General features: G+C 43.7%; 14 protein-coding genes, 1 tRNA gene and 1 pseudogene. 10 read left to right on the plus strand and 6 right to left on the minus strand.

Annotation, left to right across the window (positions count from 1 at the left end):
• Positions 1 to 63 precede the first annotated feature (63 nt).
• From LDO37_RS14110 to thiD, 7 genes are all read left to right on the plus strand, one after another.
• Positions 64 to 1,059, plus strand: a complete 996-nt coding sequence (locus LDO37_RS14110; RefSeq protein WP_126608707.1) for a 3-oxoacyl-ACP synthase III family protein — start codon at positions 64 to 66, stop codon at positions 1,057 to 1,059.
• Positions 1,056 to 2,066: an NAD-dependent epimerase/dehydratase family protein gene (locus LDO37_RS14115; protein ID WP_126608706.1), complete on the plus strand. Its 1,011-nt coding sequence runs from the start codon at positions 1,056 to 1,058 to the stop codon at positions 2,064 to 2,066. Before LDO37_RS14110 ends, LDO37_RS14115 begins: the two co-directional genes overlap by 4 nt.
• Positions 2,035 to 2,898, plus strand: a complete 864-nt coding sequence (locus LDO37_RS14120) for an MBL fold metallo-hydrolase (protein ID WP_126608705.1) — start codon at positions 2,035 to 2,037, stop codon at positions 2,896 to 2,898. The genes LDO37_RS14115 and LDO37_RS14120 overlap by 32 nt, the downstream gene beginning before the upstream one ends.
• Complete coding sequence (locus LDO37_RS14125; RefSeq protein ID WP_126608704.1) at positions 2,895 to 4,154, plus strand: F390 synthetase-related protein; 1,260 nt, start codon at positions 2,895 to 2,897, stop codon at positions 4,152 to 4,154. Before LDO37_RS14120 ends, LDO37_RS14125 begins: the two co-directional genes overlap by 4 nt.
• Positions 4,144 to 5,286 carry an ATP-grasp domain-containing protein gene (locus tag LDO37_RS14130; protein WP_126608703.1) on the plus strand — a complete coding sequence of 381 codons (1,143 nt, stop codon included), beginning with the start codon at positions 4,144 to 4,146 and terminating at the stop codon, positions 5,284 to 5,286. The genes LDO37_RS14125 and LDO37_RS14130 overlap by 11 nt, the downstream gene beginning before the upstream one ends.
• Positions 5,283 to 6,356, plus strand: coding sequence for a GNAT family N-acetyltransferase (locus LDO37_RS14135; protein ID WP_126608702.1), 1,074 nt, complete (start codon positions 5,283 to 5,285; stop codon positions 6,354 to 6,356). The genes LDO37_RS14130 and LDO37_RS14135 overlap by 4 nt, the downstream gene beginning before the upstream one ends.
• Positions 6,357 to 6,502: 146 nt before the next feature.
• A complete protein-coding gene (thiD, locus tag LDO37_RS14140) occupies positions 6,503 to 7,312 on the plus strand; it encodes a bifunctional hydroxymethylpyrimidine kinase/phosphomethylpyrimidine kinase (RefSeq protein WP_126608701.1) in 810 nt (269 codons plus the stop codon).
• A 136-nt stretch (positions 7,313 to 7,448) separates the two neighbouring features.
• Here the strand turns inward: thiD and LDO37_RS14145 are convergent, their stop codons facing one another.
• The gene (locus LDO37_RS14145) at positions 7,449 to 8,096 is read right to left on the minus strand and encodes an oligogalacturonate-specific porin KdgM family protein (protein ID WP_104400402.1); all 648 of its coding nucleotides are present in this window, start codon (positions 8,094 to 8,096) and stop codon (positions 7,449 to 7,451) included.
• Between the two features lie 667 nt (positions 8,097 to 8,763).
• On the opposite strand from LDO37_RS14145, the gene LDO37_RS14150 reads away from it, so the two are divergent.
• Together LDO37_RS14150 and LDO37_RS14155 are read left to right on the plus strand one after the other, a co-directional pair.
• A complete protein-coding gene (locus LDO37_RS14150) occupies positions 8,764 to 8,988 on the plus strand; it encodes a hypothetical protein (protein ID WP_126605986.1) in 225 nt (74 codons plus the stop codon).
• A 189-nt stretch (positions 8,989 to 9,177) separates the two neighbouring features.
• Positions 9,178 to 10,050 (plus strand): TraB/GumN family protein, encoded by an 873-nt coding sequence (locus LDO37_RS14155; protein ID WP_126605985.1) that lies wholly within the window; start codon positions 9,178 to 9,180, stop codon positions 10,048 to 10,050.
• Between the two features lie 156 nt (positions 10,051 to 10,206).
• Here LDO37_RS14155 and rluF read toward each other — a convergent pair whose 3' ends face one another.
• The 3 genes from rluF to LDO37_RS14170 form a co-directional block, all read right to left on the minus strand.
• Positions 10,207 to 11,259 (minus strand): 23S rRNA pseudouridine(2604) synthase RluF, encoded by a 1,053-nt coding sequence (gene rluF / locus LDO37_RS14160; protein ID WP_126605984.1) that lies wholly within the window; start codon positions 11,257 to 11,259, stop codon positions 10,207 to 10,209.
• Positions 11,260 to 11,336: 77 nt separating this feature from the next.
• A complete protein-coding gene (gene smrA, locus LDO37_RS14165; protein ID WP_126605983.1) occupies positions 11,337 to 11,918 on the minus strand; it encodes a DNA endonuclease SmrA in 582 nt (193 codons plus the stop codon).
• Positions 11,919 to 12,054: 136 nt separating this feature from the next.
• Complete coding sequence (locus LDO37_RS14170; RefSeq protein ID WP_101110726.1) at positions 12,055 to 12,195, minus strand: DUF3149 domain-containing protein; 141 nt, start codon at positions 12,193 to 12,195, stop codon at positions 12,055 to 12,057.
• A 259-nt stretch (positions 12,196 to 12,454) separates the two neighbouring features.
• Between LDO37_RS14170 and LDO37_RS14175 the strand changes: the two genes are divergently transcribed.
• Positions 12,455 to 12,531 (plus strand) — tRNA-Pro (locus tag LDO37_RS14175).
• 196 nt (positions 12,532 to 12,727) lie between these two features.
• Here LDO37_RS14175 and ybaK read toward each other — a convergent pair.
• Both ybaK and ushA read right to left on the minus strand, forming a co-directional pair.
• Positions 12,728 to 13,201 carry a Cys-tRNA(Pro) deacylase gene (gene ybaK / locus LDO37_RS14180; protein ID WP_126605982.1) on the minus strand — a complete coding sequence of 158 codons (474 nt, stop codon included), beginning with the start codon at positions 13,199 to 13,201 and terminating at the stop codon, positions 12,728 to 12,730.
• A 74-nt stretch (positions 13,202 to 13,275) separates the two neighbouring features.
• Positions 13,276 to 14,538: pseudogene (gene ushA, locus LDO37_RS14185) on the minus strand (bifunctional UDP-sugar hydrolase/5'-nucleotidase UshA); the annotation flags it as partial.
• Between the last annotated feature and the right edge of the window lie 44 nt (positions 14,539 to 14,582).

Consider the following 14,582-nt stretch of genomic DNA (forward strand, 5'->3'; position numbering starts at 1 on the left):
TTTCATTTTGAACACTGTTTTATTAGTATTAAAAAATCAACAAATGGATAGTTGGACGACAAAATGGCTTTTAGGATTCTCTCTAGTGATGTGTATCTCCCCCAATACCCTTGGAATGGAGATGATTTTGACCTTTACCTTGGATTAGAAAAAGGAACCTGTAGAAGTAAATACGCTGTCGGTAAACGTTACATAGCCTCAGGTGAAGAAAGCGCTCTTTTTATGGCAACGAAAGCCGTTAAAGGTTGCTTAGAAAAGGCAGACATTTCGCTTAACGATATTGACCTTCTTATTTATGCCAGCGGTACCCACCACCAATCACTTCCTTACGATGCCGCAGCCGTACTGTCGCAATTACAAGCACCTCCTTCCCTAGCCAGTTTCGATGTAAACAGCACGTGTTTGTCGTTTTTATCTGCACTTGATCTGGCGAATTGCTTATTTAAAGCCAATCGCCACCAGCGGATTTTGATTGTTTCAAGTGAGCTAGGTTCTGGTATTACTTTGAATAAATTCAAAAAACCAAGGCCAGAGGTAGCGACTTTGTTTTCCGATGGCGCGGCGGCTTATTTGTTAGAAGCCAAGCCTGACGCCTATGGTTTTCACGGAGCGCTATTTGAAACTCATCATGAAGGTTATCAATGCTGTCAAATTAAAGGCGGCGGCAGTAACGTGAACCCGCATAAAACTCCTTACGAGGATTACCTAGCCGCTTGCCAGTTTGAAATGGATGGTAAATCTCTGTTTCGCCATATTGTGAATGTCATGCCTAAATTTCTACAACGCGGCTTGGCTCGGGCAGAGTTAACCAAAAACGATATTGCCTTCTTCCTACCGCATCAAGCTAGCTACCATGGGATGGTAAAACTGCCCAAATTAACGGGATTCGACGCAGAGAAAATCGTTAATAATTTCCATGAGCTAGGAAACCAAGTGGCCGCGTCACTTCCTATTAACCTCCACCTACTGCGAAACAAACACGCGGGCAGCGATAAGAAGGTGCTTATGGCTGGATCGGCGGCTGGTTTGTCTCTTGGAATGGGGGTCATCACACTATGAAGATTTTGGTCACGGGTGGGACGGGTATGCTTGGTAACGCCATTATCCGTTTGTACCACAAAAAACACGCCCTACGATTTTTAGGAAGAAACCTGAAGATTGCCGCTTCACTCGAAGAAAACTACAACGCGTCGGCTTACCTCGGTGATTTGTCGGATAAAGAAATGTTGCGCCAAGCCTGTCATGGCGTCAATGCCATCATTCATTGTGCCGCGCTTTCAAGCCCATGGGGAAGCTATGATGATTTTTACCAAGCCAACGTTTTGGGCACTCAAAACCTGCTCGATGCGGCTTTAAAAGAAGATGTCAAAACCTTCATTCATATTTCCACCACCAGCGTGTACTTTGATGAAAGCGATCGCTGGGCAATAAAAGAATCAGACCCTGTCGCCAATCCGTTTTGCAACGACTACGCCAAAACAAAATATCAAGCCGAGCAATTAGTGCAATCAACGCCTACCGACCTTAAAAGTATCATCTTAAGACCACGTGGTATTTTTGGCCCCAACGACCGAGCTATTGTGCCTAGAATCATGAAGGCAATTCGAGGAAATACGCTGCTCATGCCTTCTAGTCGGAACCCTATTCTGGATCTTACTTATGTGGATAACGTCGCTGATGCCGCCATTCTGGCTTGCGAGAATGCCAAGAATATTGAATCAGGTTCCATTTTAAATATCAGTAACGACGAACCAAAACCCGTTTTGGATATTCTACATAGCCTATTTCAACAAAGCTCACATCACCAAGGAAGCAATACCCGTGTCAACATAAAAGGTCTTCCGTATTCATGGCTTTTACCTATTTTGACCGCTAATGAGTGGATAAGAACAAAACTACCTAGTAGACCAGAGCCAAAAATAACGCGGTATTCTGCTGGGTTATTCCACTACCACCAAACCTTGGATATTAGCCGAGCGAAAGAATTGCTTGGCTATAAACCACACGTATCAATAGAAGAAGGGATTCAGCGTTATGTCATCTGGTCTAAAAATCAAACTGTTTGAAGGTGGGCACTGCGTTCACCCAGGTTTTGTTGTTAAACCCGGTAGTGGCATAAAACCCCGAGCCTTTCCTGCTGCGGTTGCCGCTATCCATCACCCTACGCAGGGCTACATGCTCTTTGATACGGGTTACCACGAGGCGTTTTTTCAACGAACTCGCCCATTCCCAGAACGTTTTTACGCGTGGACGACGCCTTGTCATTTTCATCAAGGTGACGGTATTTTGGAGCAACTGCACAAGGAAGGCATAAGTAAGACCGACATCAAGCATGTGGTGTTGTCGCATTTTCATGCCGACCACATTGCGGCAATTTGCGAGTTCGACGACGCCGAGATTCATTGCCACCCCGATGGTTTAAACGCACTGACTCAGTCAAGCCGAGTGGGCGGTGTCCGCAAAGGCTATTTAAAAAAGCTTCTTCCTGACTCGGTAAGAAGTAACATTCGTACTCATTCAAACATCACACAGCCAATAGGCGATGTATTACCTGAAGCAAACGACATTGATCTTCAATGCCAAGATTTATTTGGCGATGGGTTGCTGTTCTTAGTTTATCTTCCAGGGCATGCTGCAGGGCAAGTAGGGTTATTAACAAAACTCAATAATAACTGGGTTTTCTTGTTGGCTGATGCTTGCTGGCTTATTGAAAGTTTGTCTGAGAACGTCAATCAACACTGGTTAGCCAATATGCTGTGTGATGATGTTGGCGCGTATAAACGAACGCTGAACGAGCTCCGTAAGTGTTACCATCAACTAAATCACATAGTTGAATTTGTGCCTTCACATTGCTCCGACACCATTGACCGACTAAAAGAAAAAGGGTGGATGTCATGATCACCTTATTGAATCATTTTATCAAAGCGCGCTATTCACGCTTTCAATCTCGCGAGCAAGTGAATGCGTGGCAGCAGCAGCAAATTCAGACGCACTTAGACTGGGTATGTGAGCATTCCCCATTATACCGTGGGCTTAAAGGGCTCCCATTGGAAGCGTTTCCCATTATCAATAAATCCTTCATGATGGAGAATCTTTCACGAATCAATACACGAGGGTTGGATGGTGAGGAATTGATGGAGCGAGCGCTCACTTGCGAATCGACACGCCAATTTAGTGAATCTCGTGTTGGAGATGTAACGGTTGGTCTGTCTTCTGGCACTTCAGGGCAGCGCGGGCTCTTTCTTGCCGACAGCAAAGAAAGACAAATGTGGGCGGGCAATATCCTTGGCAAGCTTTTACCCAATGTTTGGCAAAAACACCGAGTCGCCTTAGCGCTACGAGCAAATAGCCCACTTTATACCACCGTTAACCGGGGACCTATCCAGTTCTTTTTTGCAGACTTGATGAAGCCCACTCACGAGTGGATGAAAGCATTGGATGATTTCCAGCCCACATTGCTCATTGGAAGCGCCCAAGCCTTGCAGCTTTGTGCCGAATTCAGCGGCAGTTTTGGATCCCCAGCCATCTCACCGCAACGCATTATTTCAGGCGCAGAGGTGTTAACCCCAGCTGATAAACATTTCATTCAAGAGAGATTCAAAGGTGAGCTTCATGAAGTGTATCAGTGCACAGAAGGGTTTCTGGCTTGCACCGATAACCATGGACAAATGCGCTGGAACCAAGACATTGTTCATATCGAAAAGCATTGGCTGAACCAAGAAAGAACCCACTATAGCCCTATTATTACCGACTTTAGGCGGCGAACTCAGCCTGTTATTCGCTACCAACTGGACGATATTATTGAAGCAAAAGATGATGATGGCGTATTTGAGCCTATTGGATCAATAGCAGGGCGGTGCGGCGATAAGCTCCTACTTACTCGAAACCAATTTCCGGCACATGTTCTGCCAGATCTTATCTATCGAGCCATCACGTTAGAGATCGCAGGCAGGGTCGATTACCGAATTGTTCAAACCGATCTCAACGAGTTAACAGTCGAAGCACTGCCTCAATGGCATCACAAAATAAAAGCGGCATTAATGGGTCTATTTAATTCACTGCAGTTAGATGATGTAACCATTGAATTTGGTCACGCACCAGAGTGGACCCCTTCTAACAAGCAAAGACGTGTGGTCAACCTCTATGCAAAATAATCCAATGCGCTTTCTTGTCACAGGGGCTCGTGCACCTGTCGCCTTTGAATGGGCTCAAACATTACTAAAACAAGGACACCAAATTTACCTTTCGGATTGCACACGATTTCCGCTAGCTCGATACACCAAAGGCGTATCCGGTTACATTAGAACCCCCGCTCCAAAAACCGATTTTAGTGGGTATCGCGCGGCTATTTTGGAAGCCATTGACCACTTTGATATTCAAGTGGTGATCCCAACTTGTGAAGAAGTGTTTTACTTAGCCAAATTCATCAATGAGCGACCAAATGTGAATGGCTTTATGCCTCCGCCCGACTTGCTTTATGCACTGCACAACAAGAAAGACGTTTTTGGTTTGCTAGAAAACCTGCCTAGTGTAAAGCGCCCCACTACCCAATTGATCACCGACAAAAAGCAAATCGATATCGATTCTAATTCAATTCTTAAACCGATTTATTCGCGCTTTGGCACGGACATCATCCGTGACATTAGTATTGAAGCGATCTCTTCGATAGAGGTATCCAAGCAATATCCTTGGGTACAGCAGCAAAAACTGTCGGGAGCACCTCTGTGTCTTTACGCGGTTTTTGATCATGGAAAACGTATCGAACATCAATGTTACTTACCCAAATATTGCTTAAATCATTCCGCCGCAACCTATTTCGAGCCCACGGAAGATGCCAGAATTTCTCGGTTTATTGAAGCGTTTGGTATTAAGCATAACTATCATGGACAAGTCTCATTTGATTTCATGGAACATAGCGGTGACGTCTATGTGATTGAATGCAATCCAAGAGCAACCAGCGGTTTACACCTTATTGGGGACCTTCTTTTGTGGAGCAAAGACGAATTCACCTCAAAGAAAACATCAGCGTTGAATTCCCCAAAAGTGAGTGCAAAACATTTAGGCGGGGTAATGTTGATTTGTGATGGATTGAAATCATTGTTCAACAAAAAAAGCTGGAGTGACTTTCTAAACACCCCCTCAGCCATTCCTGTTTCTCAAGTCCCCATCACTGTGTATGGTGCACCACTTGGGTTCATGGGGCTTCTCTACAACGCAAAAAAGCAGAATCTAAGCCTATCAGCAGCGACAACCTTCGACATAGAGTGGAATGGTGAATCTGAATGAATAGCTCAAATGACTGGTACAGAAAGTTTTCAAACCTGCTCCCCAATGAAGCGCCAATAGACAAGTGTTGGGCTGAGTTCGCATGTTTGGAAATAGACGGTATCATCATTCCAAGTACAGTTAGCCAACCTATCGCGAATAACTGCTATGCCGTCTCCCCATTATCGCTCATTTCTGGTTATGCCGAAGACGAGCTTCCAAAGGTGCACAACGCTCTCGCTCGGATGCTATGTCGCTTTATGATTAAAGCCGTGGTTATACCCTTAAAGCTTGCCAAGTTAGATGAAGTTCAAACACTAAACAACCAATGCTTATCGACCAATATGTACAGTTCATCTTGGCATACCATATCGCTTCAAAAAATTCGCGATGCTGCATTAAAGCTTGCACCAAAACAAGCCCTATTACTGCGATCACTCAATCCCGTTCAGCACCTCAGTATTATTGAGAATGCAAAAACCGACGGTTGGGTACCAATCGCCACTAGGCAAGTTTATCTGCACTGCGATTGGGCTAACTTCAAACTTACACCCGACGTAAAAAGAGACAAAAAGTTACTTATGGAGGAAGGTTGGAAATTTAGAGCACTTGAATCTAAGCAAGAATGTGAACGGGCTAAAACCCTTTATGATGCCCTATATTTAGATAAGTACAGCGAGCACAATATCCAATTTACTGCCCAATACCTGTACCGGATGAGTCAAGAAGATCTCATTCAGCTACGCGGGCTTTTTTACCAAGGAAGAATGGTTGCAGCGCTTGGGATGGTTATTATAGATGGAGACATGACCTGCCCTATTTTTGGGTACGACACATCGCTTCCCTCTAAATTAGCCTTGTATCGCCGTATATCCATTTTCACCATAGAATACGCCAAGACACATGGCCTCAACTTCAATATGAGTTCTGGCGCTCCGCGCTTCAAAACGCATAGAGGTGCAAAGCCAGAAATTGAATACAGCTACGTTTACACCAAGCATCTAACATGGTTTCAACGCGGTATTTGGCGGTTGCTGTCCGTTTTAACGCAAACTTTCTACAAGCCTTTATTGCAAAAATATCGCTTGTAGCTAGCGTAACCGGCATTAAAAAGACAACGCCATTTATCCAACTTGTGAGTCAACCCCCTATTCACTTTTAACCCTTCCGATTTATATTGGTGAATGCACTAAATTCGTCAGTTAACGTGCGCATTGATCTCTTTATAGGAGTCACCATGTTCAAACCAGCTACACCCATCGTGCTCACCATTGCCGGTTCAGACAGCAGTGGGGGTGCAGGGATTCAAGCCGACATCAAAACCATCTCGGTAACGGGAAGCTATGCGTGTTCAGTGGTCACTGCGCTGACGGCACAAAATACACATGGTGTGGCAAGTGTGCATTCTGTGCCTGCTGAATTTGTTGCGCAGCAGTTGGATGCCGTTTTTTCCGACCTAAACATCGTTGCGATAAAAGTGGGGATGCTCTGTAACGAAGACATCATTTATGCTGTTGCTGACCAACTTAGAGCGTACAACCCTAAATTTCTCGTCGTTGATCCTGTCATGGTCGCCACCAGTGGCGATACGTTATTGGAAAGCAAAGCGGTTGATGCACTTAAGAAAGAACTGTTCCCATTAGCCACCTTGATTACCCCAAACCTTCCTGAAGCCATGGTCTTAACGAATACCAAACTCCCTTCAAATGAAGACGAAATGCTGACCTTAGCCGATGCTTTAAAACTATCTGGTGCGCGTAATGCGTTATTGAAAGGAGGTCACTTAAAAGAGGATGAAAGCAGCACAGATTTATTGATAACGCCCGAAAGAGTGTTTCGATACAGTGCTAAACGCCATTCAACTAACAATACGCACGGTACTGGCTGCACATTATCATCGGCTATCGCATCTTATCTAGCACAAGGGCATGCCTTGGAAAGAGCCGTTAGTATGGCAAAACATTACATTACAAAAGCCATCGCTCATTCCGATGAATTAGAAGTAGGCACAGGTTCGGGTCCCGTTCATCACTTCTATACCGATTAGAAATACCGATTAGAGTTCAAATCAACCTTCCCAGATTGAATCCGTATGAAAATAGCTTCAACAGAGCAATACGCATTAAACGAAAAAGCCCGCTAGGACAGCGGGCAATTTCGGACTTAGAAAAGGTTACGGATAATTAGAAGCCGTAAGACGCACCAAATACGAATGCGTTGTTGGCGTTGTCGCCTTGATTGCGGAACTCAAAGTAAGGTTGTACACCTTTACGAGTCCATGTCGCACGAAGCTCGTGATCCATTGAGTTGTCTGCACCTTCTGCAGAGTTAACCACGTATACGTTGTTGTAAGACAATGCAACATCTTCATTCAACGTGTAACCAATACGGTTGTCGAAACGTGTTTGATTGTCGCCATCTTTTACTGAGTGGTAACGAGTACGGTTGCTCAAAGAAAGACCGTTATCGAAGTTGTAGCCAATCTTGACGAGTGGGCGATACTGAACTGTTTCGCCATTGTTGAGCAAGTGATGGTAACCCGCTGCAACCCAAAGATTGTCGTTGATGCTAAACATCTGCTCTGCACCAAGTGTGATGTAAGGTGTTGGAGCAGCATCGCCAGTTAACTTACCTACTGGGATACCATCGTACTCAACCAAAAGGGTGGTACCAGAATCGAACGTGTGACCTGCTTCTAGAGTAGAAGTCGCTTTTGAACCATGGATATCATCGCTGTGGAATTGAGCGTTACCCGTTACGTAAGAAGAACCTGCGAAAGCGCTGGTAGACATGACCGCTGCTAGAGCCGAAAGAGTGAATACTTTTTTCATTTTAATTACCTATCTTTGTTAATCTGCACTGAATCCGTTTTGGTCGAAGAATACGCAATCCAGTTGAATTCTTTTTAGTGCCTCCCTGGCTCGATTCAAATCATTACAGATATTTTTCGGAGCGCAAAACAAAACCAATTAAATAGTGATCACCATCAAAATCAAAGATTATAAAAACCTAAAAAACATTATTATTCAGCATGTTAAACACTATAAATAAAAAGTTATTAAGTTCACTTATAACATGCATTTCGCGTCACATCACATTCCATACGGCATAGCAGCAACCAATACTGATCCTGGTCACATAAGCACAAGGAACACATCAACAGAATCAGGTATTTTTAGGTAATAAAAAAGATCTAGATCACATAATATCACTCACCAATGAAAGCGAAATTTAGAGTTACGCAGAGAAAGAGAATGGAAAACAACACAGGTAAATCGCTGTTTTCTTACATTTTGAAACTTGGTGTGAACAATAAAATTTAGGGTAAAACTTCATTGTCGCCTATCGCTCTCTAACTGGTGTAGATTCACTTGATTGACTCCGCTTAATTAAATATTCGTCACTGGAATTCAAGCATCTTCAGAGATTAGCGTTTCAGCAATCAACTTCAACCTTAAACCAAAATTATACTTAGGTAACCTTTATCTCGCAGCACCAGTGGGGGCAGCGTATGTAAGCGCAAATGGTAAGGTAGAAGTATCAACAAAAATTCTTGGCAAGACGTATAAAGTATCGCAAAAACCTTTTTCTGACGGCTTCGGTCTTACCTTGGGTGCTGAAATTGGTTACGACATCATGGAACAGTTTACGATTAAAGCTGGGGCTAAAAAAGTTGTTGCTGAGTCCACTTCTCTATATGCGGGTATCGGCTACAAATTCTAAACAATCCCTAATTTAGTGACAGCGCTTCTGTCATTTCTCCCCCCATTGGAATACGATATCCGGTGGGGTTTTACTATGGGGCACAACAAAACTTCATAAGATACATACTCATAGTAAAGACGAGCATATACCGAAACACGCCATCCCCCACTTTCTGTATAAATCGATAATCAACGTCAGGAACTTTCTATGTCTTTGTCTTCTGCATTGCGTATTGCATTGGCTTTGCTTCTTGTTTTCCCGTTAACTTCAATAGCTCAAGAGCCGCTCTACTGGAAAGCACAAAAAGGTCAGCAAACTCTGTTAATACTGGGTTCTATCCATGTTGGCGACAAAAGCATGTATCCGCTGCCTAAGATGGTGAATCGCTTTTTAAGTGACAGCAAAGCTTTGATTGTTGAAATTGATTTAAGCCACCCTCCAGAATCACTCAGTTTCCCGACGTCTGAACTTTCGACCAGCGACATTCTGAGTAAAGAACAATCGTCAAAACTCACTGCTATCGCCAAAGAACTTGGCTTACCCGATTCTCGATTGCAGAATTCCCCACCTTGGCTGGCCGCTTTAACCCTTCAAATGGCTAATTTCCAACGCTTAGGTTACGCCGCAAATGATGGGGTTGATCATGTTCTGACCAACCAAGCGTTAGAATACAATGTTCCTGTTAAAGCACTAGAAACGGCAAATCAGCAACTTGGATTTCTCAACGCACTCCCTCGTAACGGATCACAGTTGCTCGTAGAAACATTACTGCATTGGGATAAGTATAACGACGAATTCCATTGTCAAATATCAGCTTGGAAGTCGGGGGATAAAAGTAAGCTCCTTCAACTGCTTGAAGAAGGGGATTTTGAAGAAGATGCATTGGAAACCTTGCTGTATCAACGCAACCGAGACTGGGTTGAAAAGTTGAATACTCCAGAATGGCTGAAGGTGGCAGGTAACTATACAGTGGTGGTGGGTACATTACATTTACTTGGGAAGCACAACGTACTTGAGCTCCTTGAGCAGAAAGGGTGGAAAGTGCATCAGCTTTCCAACTCATCAAAAGTAGAGTGCTAGCGGAGAAAAGTGACTGCTTCACCAGAGCTTCGCGGAAACTCTATAACAAACGTGTAAAAACGTGTAGCGCATAAATAAACAAAGGAAGACATTGTCTTCCTTTGTTGTATAAGAATCGGAATCGGTTACCCTAACTCATTCTAAATTCAGGTTAACTTAGCCCAGAGTTTTTCCACTCGGTTTTCTGACTTTAAATGGACGGCTTTTACCACCAGCGTTGGATTCTGGTCTTCGGTTCTTCTGACTATGATTGCCGCTATTGCTGCCGCCTTTATTATTCCCGCTCTTACTAACAGTACCGTTGTTATGCCTAGCGGTGCTTCCTTCTCCACCTTTACTTGGTCGGCGATTAAAGTCGGTACCTTTGCCTTTAAAGGTCTTGAACTTTTTAGGTTCTGCTTGTTCTTTTTGGCGGTGATCGAACAGCTTCGCATCCGTCGCTTTCTCTATCTTTTTACCGCTACTATCTGCGCGAGACGCTTCTTCTGTTCCAACCGATGATTCACACAATCGATGAATGTCTGCTACTTCTTCGTCGGTTAAGTAACGCCACTTACCATTAGGGATGCCATCAAGCGAAATGTTCATAATTCGAACACGGCGTAGTTTAAATACTTCAAAGCCCAACGCTTCACACATACGTCGAATTTGGCGGTTAAGCCCTTGAGTTAGAACAATTCTAAAGGAGAATTTTGTTTCCTTAGAGATTTTGCAAGGAAGCGTAACTGTATCTAAAATTTCAACACCACTACCCATTTTGTCGAGAAACTCTTGAGTGATCGGTTTGTCCACTCGTACAACGTATTCTTTCTCGTGGGAATTTCCTGCACGTAAAATCTTATTAACAATATCGCCATCGTTGGTTAGGAAAATCAGTCCATCGGAAGGTTTGTCTAAACGACCAATTGGGAATATGCGTTTTCTATGACCAACAAAGTCAACAATGTTGCCTTCAACGTGACGTTCTGTTGTGCAGGTGATCCCCGTGGGTTTGTTAAGTGCAATGTAGATTGGCTTTTCTTTTTGCCTTAAAGGATTTCCGTCGATCAGCACGTCGTCTGTTGGCAATACCTTCACACCCATTTCAGGCAGATCACCATTAATGGTCACTCTACCCTGCTCGATTAATTTGTCGGCTTCACGGCGCGAGCAATACCCAGTTTCACTAATGAATTTGTTTAGCCTTTTGGCTTCAGATGTCTGAGACATATTGATATTTTCTCTTTTGTTAACGTTTCACAACGGATGACAATCGGTGTGAACCAGCGGGATTTCCGCCTTAAAAATTAGCTCATTCTTTTCTGATGACGCTCTCGATTTTCGAGCTTTTTTTCTGCACTTTTTTTCAACATGACATACACAGCACCTGTTCCGCCATGGAATCGTTGCGCACTATGAAAACACATCACTTCTTGGATTTGGGATAACCAACTCACCACATAACTTTTCATCAATGCCGGAGGGTTAGAACGCTCGCCTTTACCATGAACAATCACAAGTGTTCTAATATCCAATCGCTGACACTGTTTAAGAAACTTAACCACTTCATCTCGCGCATCTTTCAGCGATTTCTTGTGCAAGTCTAGTCGCGCTTGAATCGGGTATTTCCCAAGCCTTAACTTTCGATAAACTCCATCCTGAACACCCGGTTTTTGGTATTCGACCATATCATCTGGCTTTAGCATAGGCGCATGTTCTAAAGACAAATATTCGGGGTCATCTTCTGATAGAGACATCGCAGCTTCGCGCTTTGCAAGTTGCACATCGGTCACTTGGTGTTTTTTCTCGTGAATAGCCGTGTCGTTTTTGATAGGAGTGACATCACTCATCATTTGCTGAAAGAGATCCAGCTCATCATCTTGAGACATAAGTTCATCTCGAATGCATCATCAACAGATGAACGGATTATATACCCAAGTGATGGGAATATGGAGTGTTAGAAAAAGAAAAACCGAAGAAAGCAGTCCACTCCCTTCGGTGCAATTTAGTTAATTGCTAAGCGATCTAGTGAGGAGATTTGTCATTCAATACTTTATAGACGAAGTAGGTGCCGAAAAACAGCATCAGTCCAATTGCGCCGAATATAACTATCATTGAAGACAGCCCTATAGCATTACCAAATAGGAGATCTAGCCAAAAGTCCATGTTTCCTCCGTCAGTGCTGAAAGACAAGGTTAACGTTAATACTCGATGGATTACTCAGTACTGATCTAGATCAACAGTAATACCGACGTGACGACTTTGTTTCTTTTGATGTGTTTTTAATCACATTTAATTACTAATCGCTCACCATCTAACCACACCGTCAATAAGTTAAAAATTATTGATAAAAGTGCTTGCGTCTGTCGTCAGAAACCGTATTATACGCATCCATCTTGAGGCAAAGCCTTGAGATATAAAGAATCGGTGAATAGCGCAGCTTGGTAGCGCATCTGGTTTGGGACCAGAGGGTCGGGGGTTCGAATCCCTCTTCACCGACCACATTTTAAAACCTCGTCTTCGGACGAGGTTTTTTCGTTTTAGCGACCTATATATCTGCGTCGCATGTGGATCGGGGTCTGGAAGCCCAGCCGCGTCGAATCCTCTTTCACCAAACACATTTTAAAGTGTCCTCTTCGGTCGTGGTTTATCTTTTTGGCGATCTATTTGTCTGCGTCAAACACCGTAAGAATCGTATTTAAATGCAAAGGTCGACAAATTGAGCGCGAGTTAGTTTGGATAGATCTTCAGGCGTGAGCTCTATTTCCAACCCACGCTTTCCGGCACTCACGCACATAAGATCTAAAGCGAGTGCAGAGGAATGAATAAAGGTTGGTAGTGCCTTCTTTTGTCCGATTGGGCTAATTCCTCCCACAATGTAACCAGTAGTCTTCTGAGCAATGCTTGGATCCGCCATATCCGCTTTTTTACTCTTCGCCGCTTTGGCTGCGAGTTTAAGATTCAATTTACTTGCAACAGGTATAACGGCAACGGCCAGGTTTTTATCTTGTCCATCGAGGCTAAACAATAACGTTTTGAAAACACACTCCGGGTTCTGCCCCAAAGCCTCAACGGCTTCAAGCCCATAATTCTGGTTACTTGGATCGTGTTTGTACTGATGGACCTTATGGGGGACGTTTTTCTTTTTCGCTAAATTGATGGCTGGTGTCATGCGTACGATTTCCATAAAAAAAGGCGAAGCATTCGCTTCGCCTTTATCAAATCGTAATTTCCGCTATGGGTCAATTACTTGTATACCATTTCGCCTTTTGGCTCATACGCATTTACGTTAATTGGGCTGTTGCTTTCTAGGTAGTCCTTCAAAACTTCAGCATCAACAAATCCTGTGTTTACGTGACCAGGGTGACCAGACAGCTTAGGATAGCCGTCGCCGCCTGCTGCGTTGTAGCTAGGAACGGTAAAGCGGTAAGTTTTCGCTTTGTCTAGAGCTTTCCCACCCACTTTTACATTACTTACTTTGCCATTAGCAACGGTCATAGAAATGCCAGCGAACTGTGCATAAGCACCAGAATCAACAGGCTTAGTTGCTACAACGTTAAGGTAATCCAATACTTCAGCACCAGACATGTCAGTGTAAGTTAGAATATTGGCAAATGGCTGAACAGTAAGTACGTCTTTGTACGTGACCTCACCTTGCTCAATTGAATCACGAACACCACCAGAGTTCATTACCGCAAAGTCCGCTTTAGCACGTTGCATGTGTGCTGTCGCAATCAAACGACCAAGGTTAGTTTGGTTGAAGCGAACAACGTTACGGTCACCTTCCAGCTTGCCGTTGGTTTCTGCAATCTTAACGTTTAGCTCTGCCTGACCTTTTTCTTGGTATGGCTTAAGGAATGCGAGTACCGTTGGATCTTGTGCAATTTCGTCTTCAATTAGGACACGCTTCTTCTTACCGTCAACTTTAATTTTCTTCTTCAAGTTAACAGGAATTAAATCGTAGCTGACCATTTGAAGTTCACCGTTCGTGAATTCAAAATCAGCGCGACCTACGTATTTGCCCCACTCATGAGCTTGAACAATCCAAGTGCCGTTTTGCTGATCTGGCTTACATTCGTCAGAAGGTTTGAACTTCTTCTTCGCAACGTTTGGACCTTCCATACAAACAGGTTCTTGAGAGTGACCACCTACGATCATGTCCAAAGAACCTTCATCTAAGTAACGAGCCAACGCAACATCACCAGGAGCGTTAATGCCACGCTTACCGTCTTCATAGTGACCCATGTGTGTAACCGCGAAGATAAGATCAGGCTTTTCAGACTTCTCTAGTTCAGCAATTAGCTTTTTCGCTTCTACTTTTGGATCACGGAAATCTAGGCTACTGATGAACTCAGGGTTACCAATTTTCGCCGTATCTTCTGTCGTTAGACCGATAACCGCAATCTTGATGCCTTGCTTTTCAAAAATATGATAAGCCTGATATTTACGCTCGCCCGTTTCTTTGTCGTAAATATTGGCAGAAAGCATAGGGAACCCGCTCCATTTTAACGTGGCGTGCTTCATCTATTCTTTTTGAGCAAACGCGTCACGGT

Origin of the sequence: Vibrio penaeicida, from assembly GCF_019977755.1 — a bacterium.
In the GTDB taxonomy this organism is placed as follows: Bacteria; Pseudomonadota; Gammaproteobacteria; order Enterobacterales; family Vibrionaceae; genus Vibrio; species Vibrio penaeicida.

What these genes read in the sequence shown, in the direction of transcription:
- ybaK (WP_126605982.1), bottom strand. Translation starts at nt 13,201, where the DNA reads ATGACACCAGCCATCAATTTAGCGAAAAAGAAAAACGTCCCCCATAAG.
- LDO37_RS14125 (WP_126608704.1), top strand. Translation starts at nt 2,895, where the DNA reads ATGATCACCTTATTGAATCATTTTATCAAAGCGCGCTATTCACGCTTT.
- LDO37_RS14110 (WP_126608707.1), top strand. Translation starts at nt 64, where the DNA reads ATGGCTTTTAGGATTCTCTCTAGTGATGTGTATCTCCCCCAATACCCT.
- LDO37_RS14115 (WP_126608706.1), top strand. Translation starts at nt 1,056, where the DNA reads ATGAAGATTTTGGTCACGGGTGGGACGGGTATGCTTGGTAACGCCATT.
- LDO37_RS14170 (WP_101110726.1), bottom strand. Translation starts at nt 12,195, where the DNA reads ATGGACTTTTGGCTAGATCTCCTATTTGGTAATGCTATAGGGCTGTCT.
- smrA (WP_126605983.1), bottom strand. Translation starts at nt 11,918, where the DNA reads ATGTCTCAAGATGATGAGCTGGATCTCTTTCAGCAAATGATGAGTGAT.
- LDO37_RS14120 (WP_126608705.1), top strand. Translation starts at nt 2,035, where the DNA reads ATGTCATCTGGTCTAAAAATCAAACTGTTTGAAGGTGGGCACTGCGTT.
- LDO37_RS14145 (WP_104400402.1), bottom strand. Translation starts at nt 8,096, where the DNA reads ATGAAAAAAGTATTCACTCTTTCGGCTCTAGCAGCGGTCATGTCTACC.
- rluF (WP_126605984.1), bottom strand. Translation starts at nt 11,259, where the DNA reads ATGTCTCAGACATCTGAAGCCAAAAGGCTAAACAAATTCATTAGTGAA.
- LDO37_RS14135 (WP_126608702.1), top strand. Translation starts at nt 5,283, where the DNA reads ATGAATAGCTCAAATGACTGGTACAGAAAGTTTTCAAACCTGCTCCCC.
- LDO37_RS14130 (WP_126608703.1), top strand. Translation starts at nt 4,144, where the DNA reads ATGCAAAATAATCCAATGCGCTTTCTTGTCACAGGGGCTCGTGCACCT.
- thiD (WP_126608701.1), top strand. Translation starts at nt 6,503, where the DNA reads ATGTTCAAACCAGCTACACCCATCGTGCTCACCATTGCCGGTTCAGAC.
- LDO37_RS14155 (WP_126605985.1), top strand. Translation starts at nt 9,178, where the DNA reads ATGTCTTTGTCTTCTGCATTGCGTATTGCATTGGCTTTGCTTCTTGTT.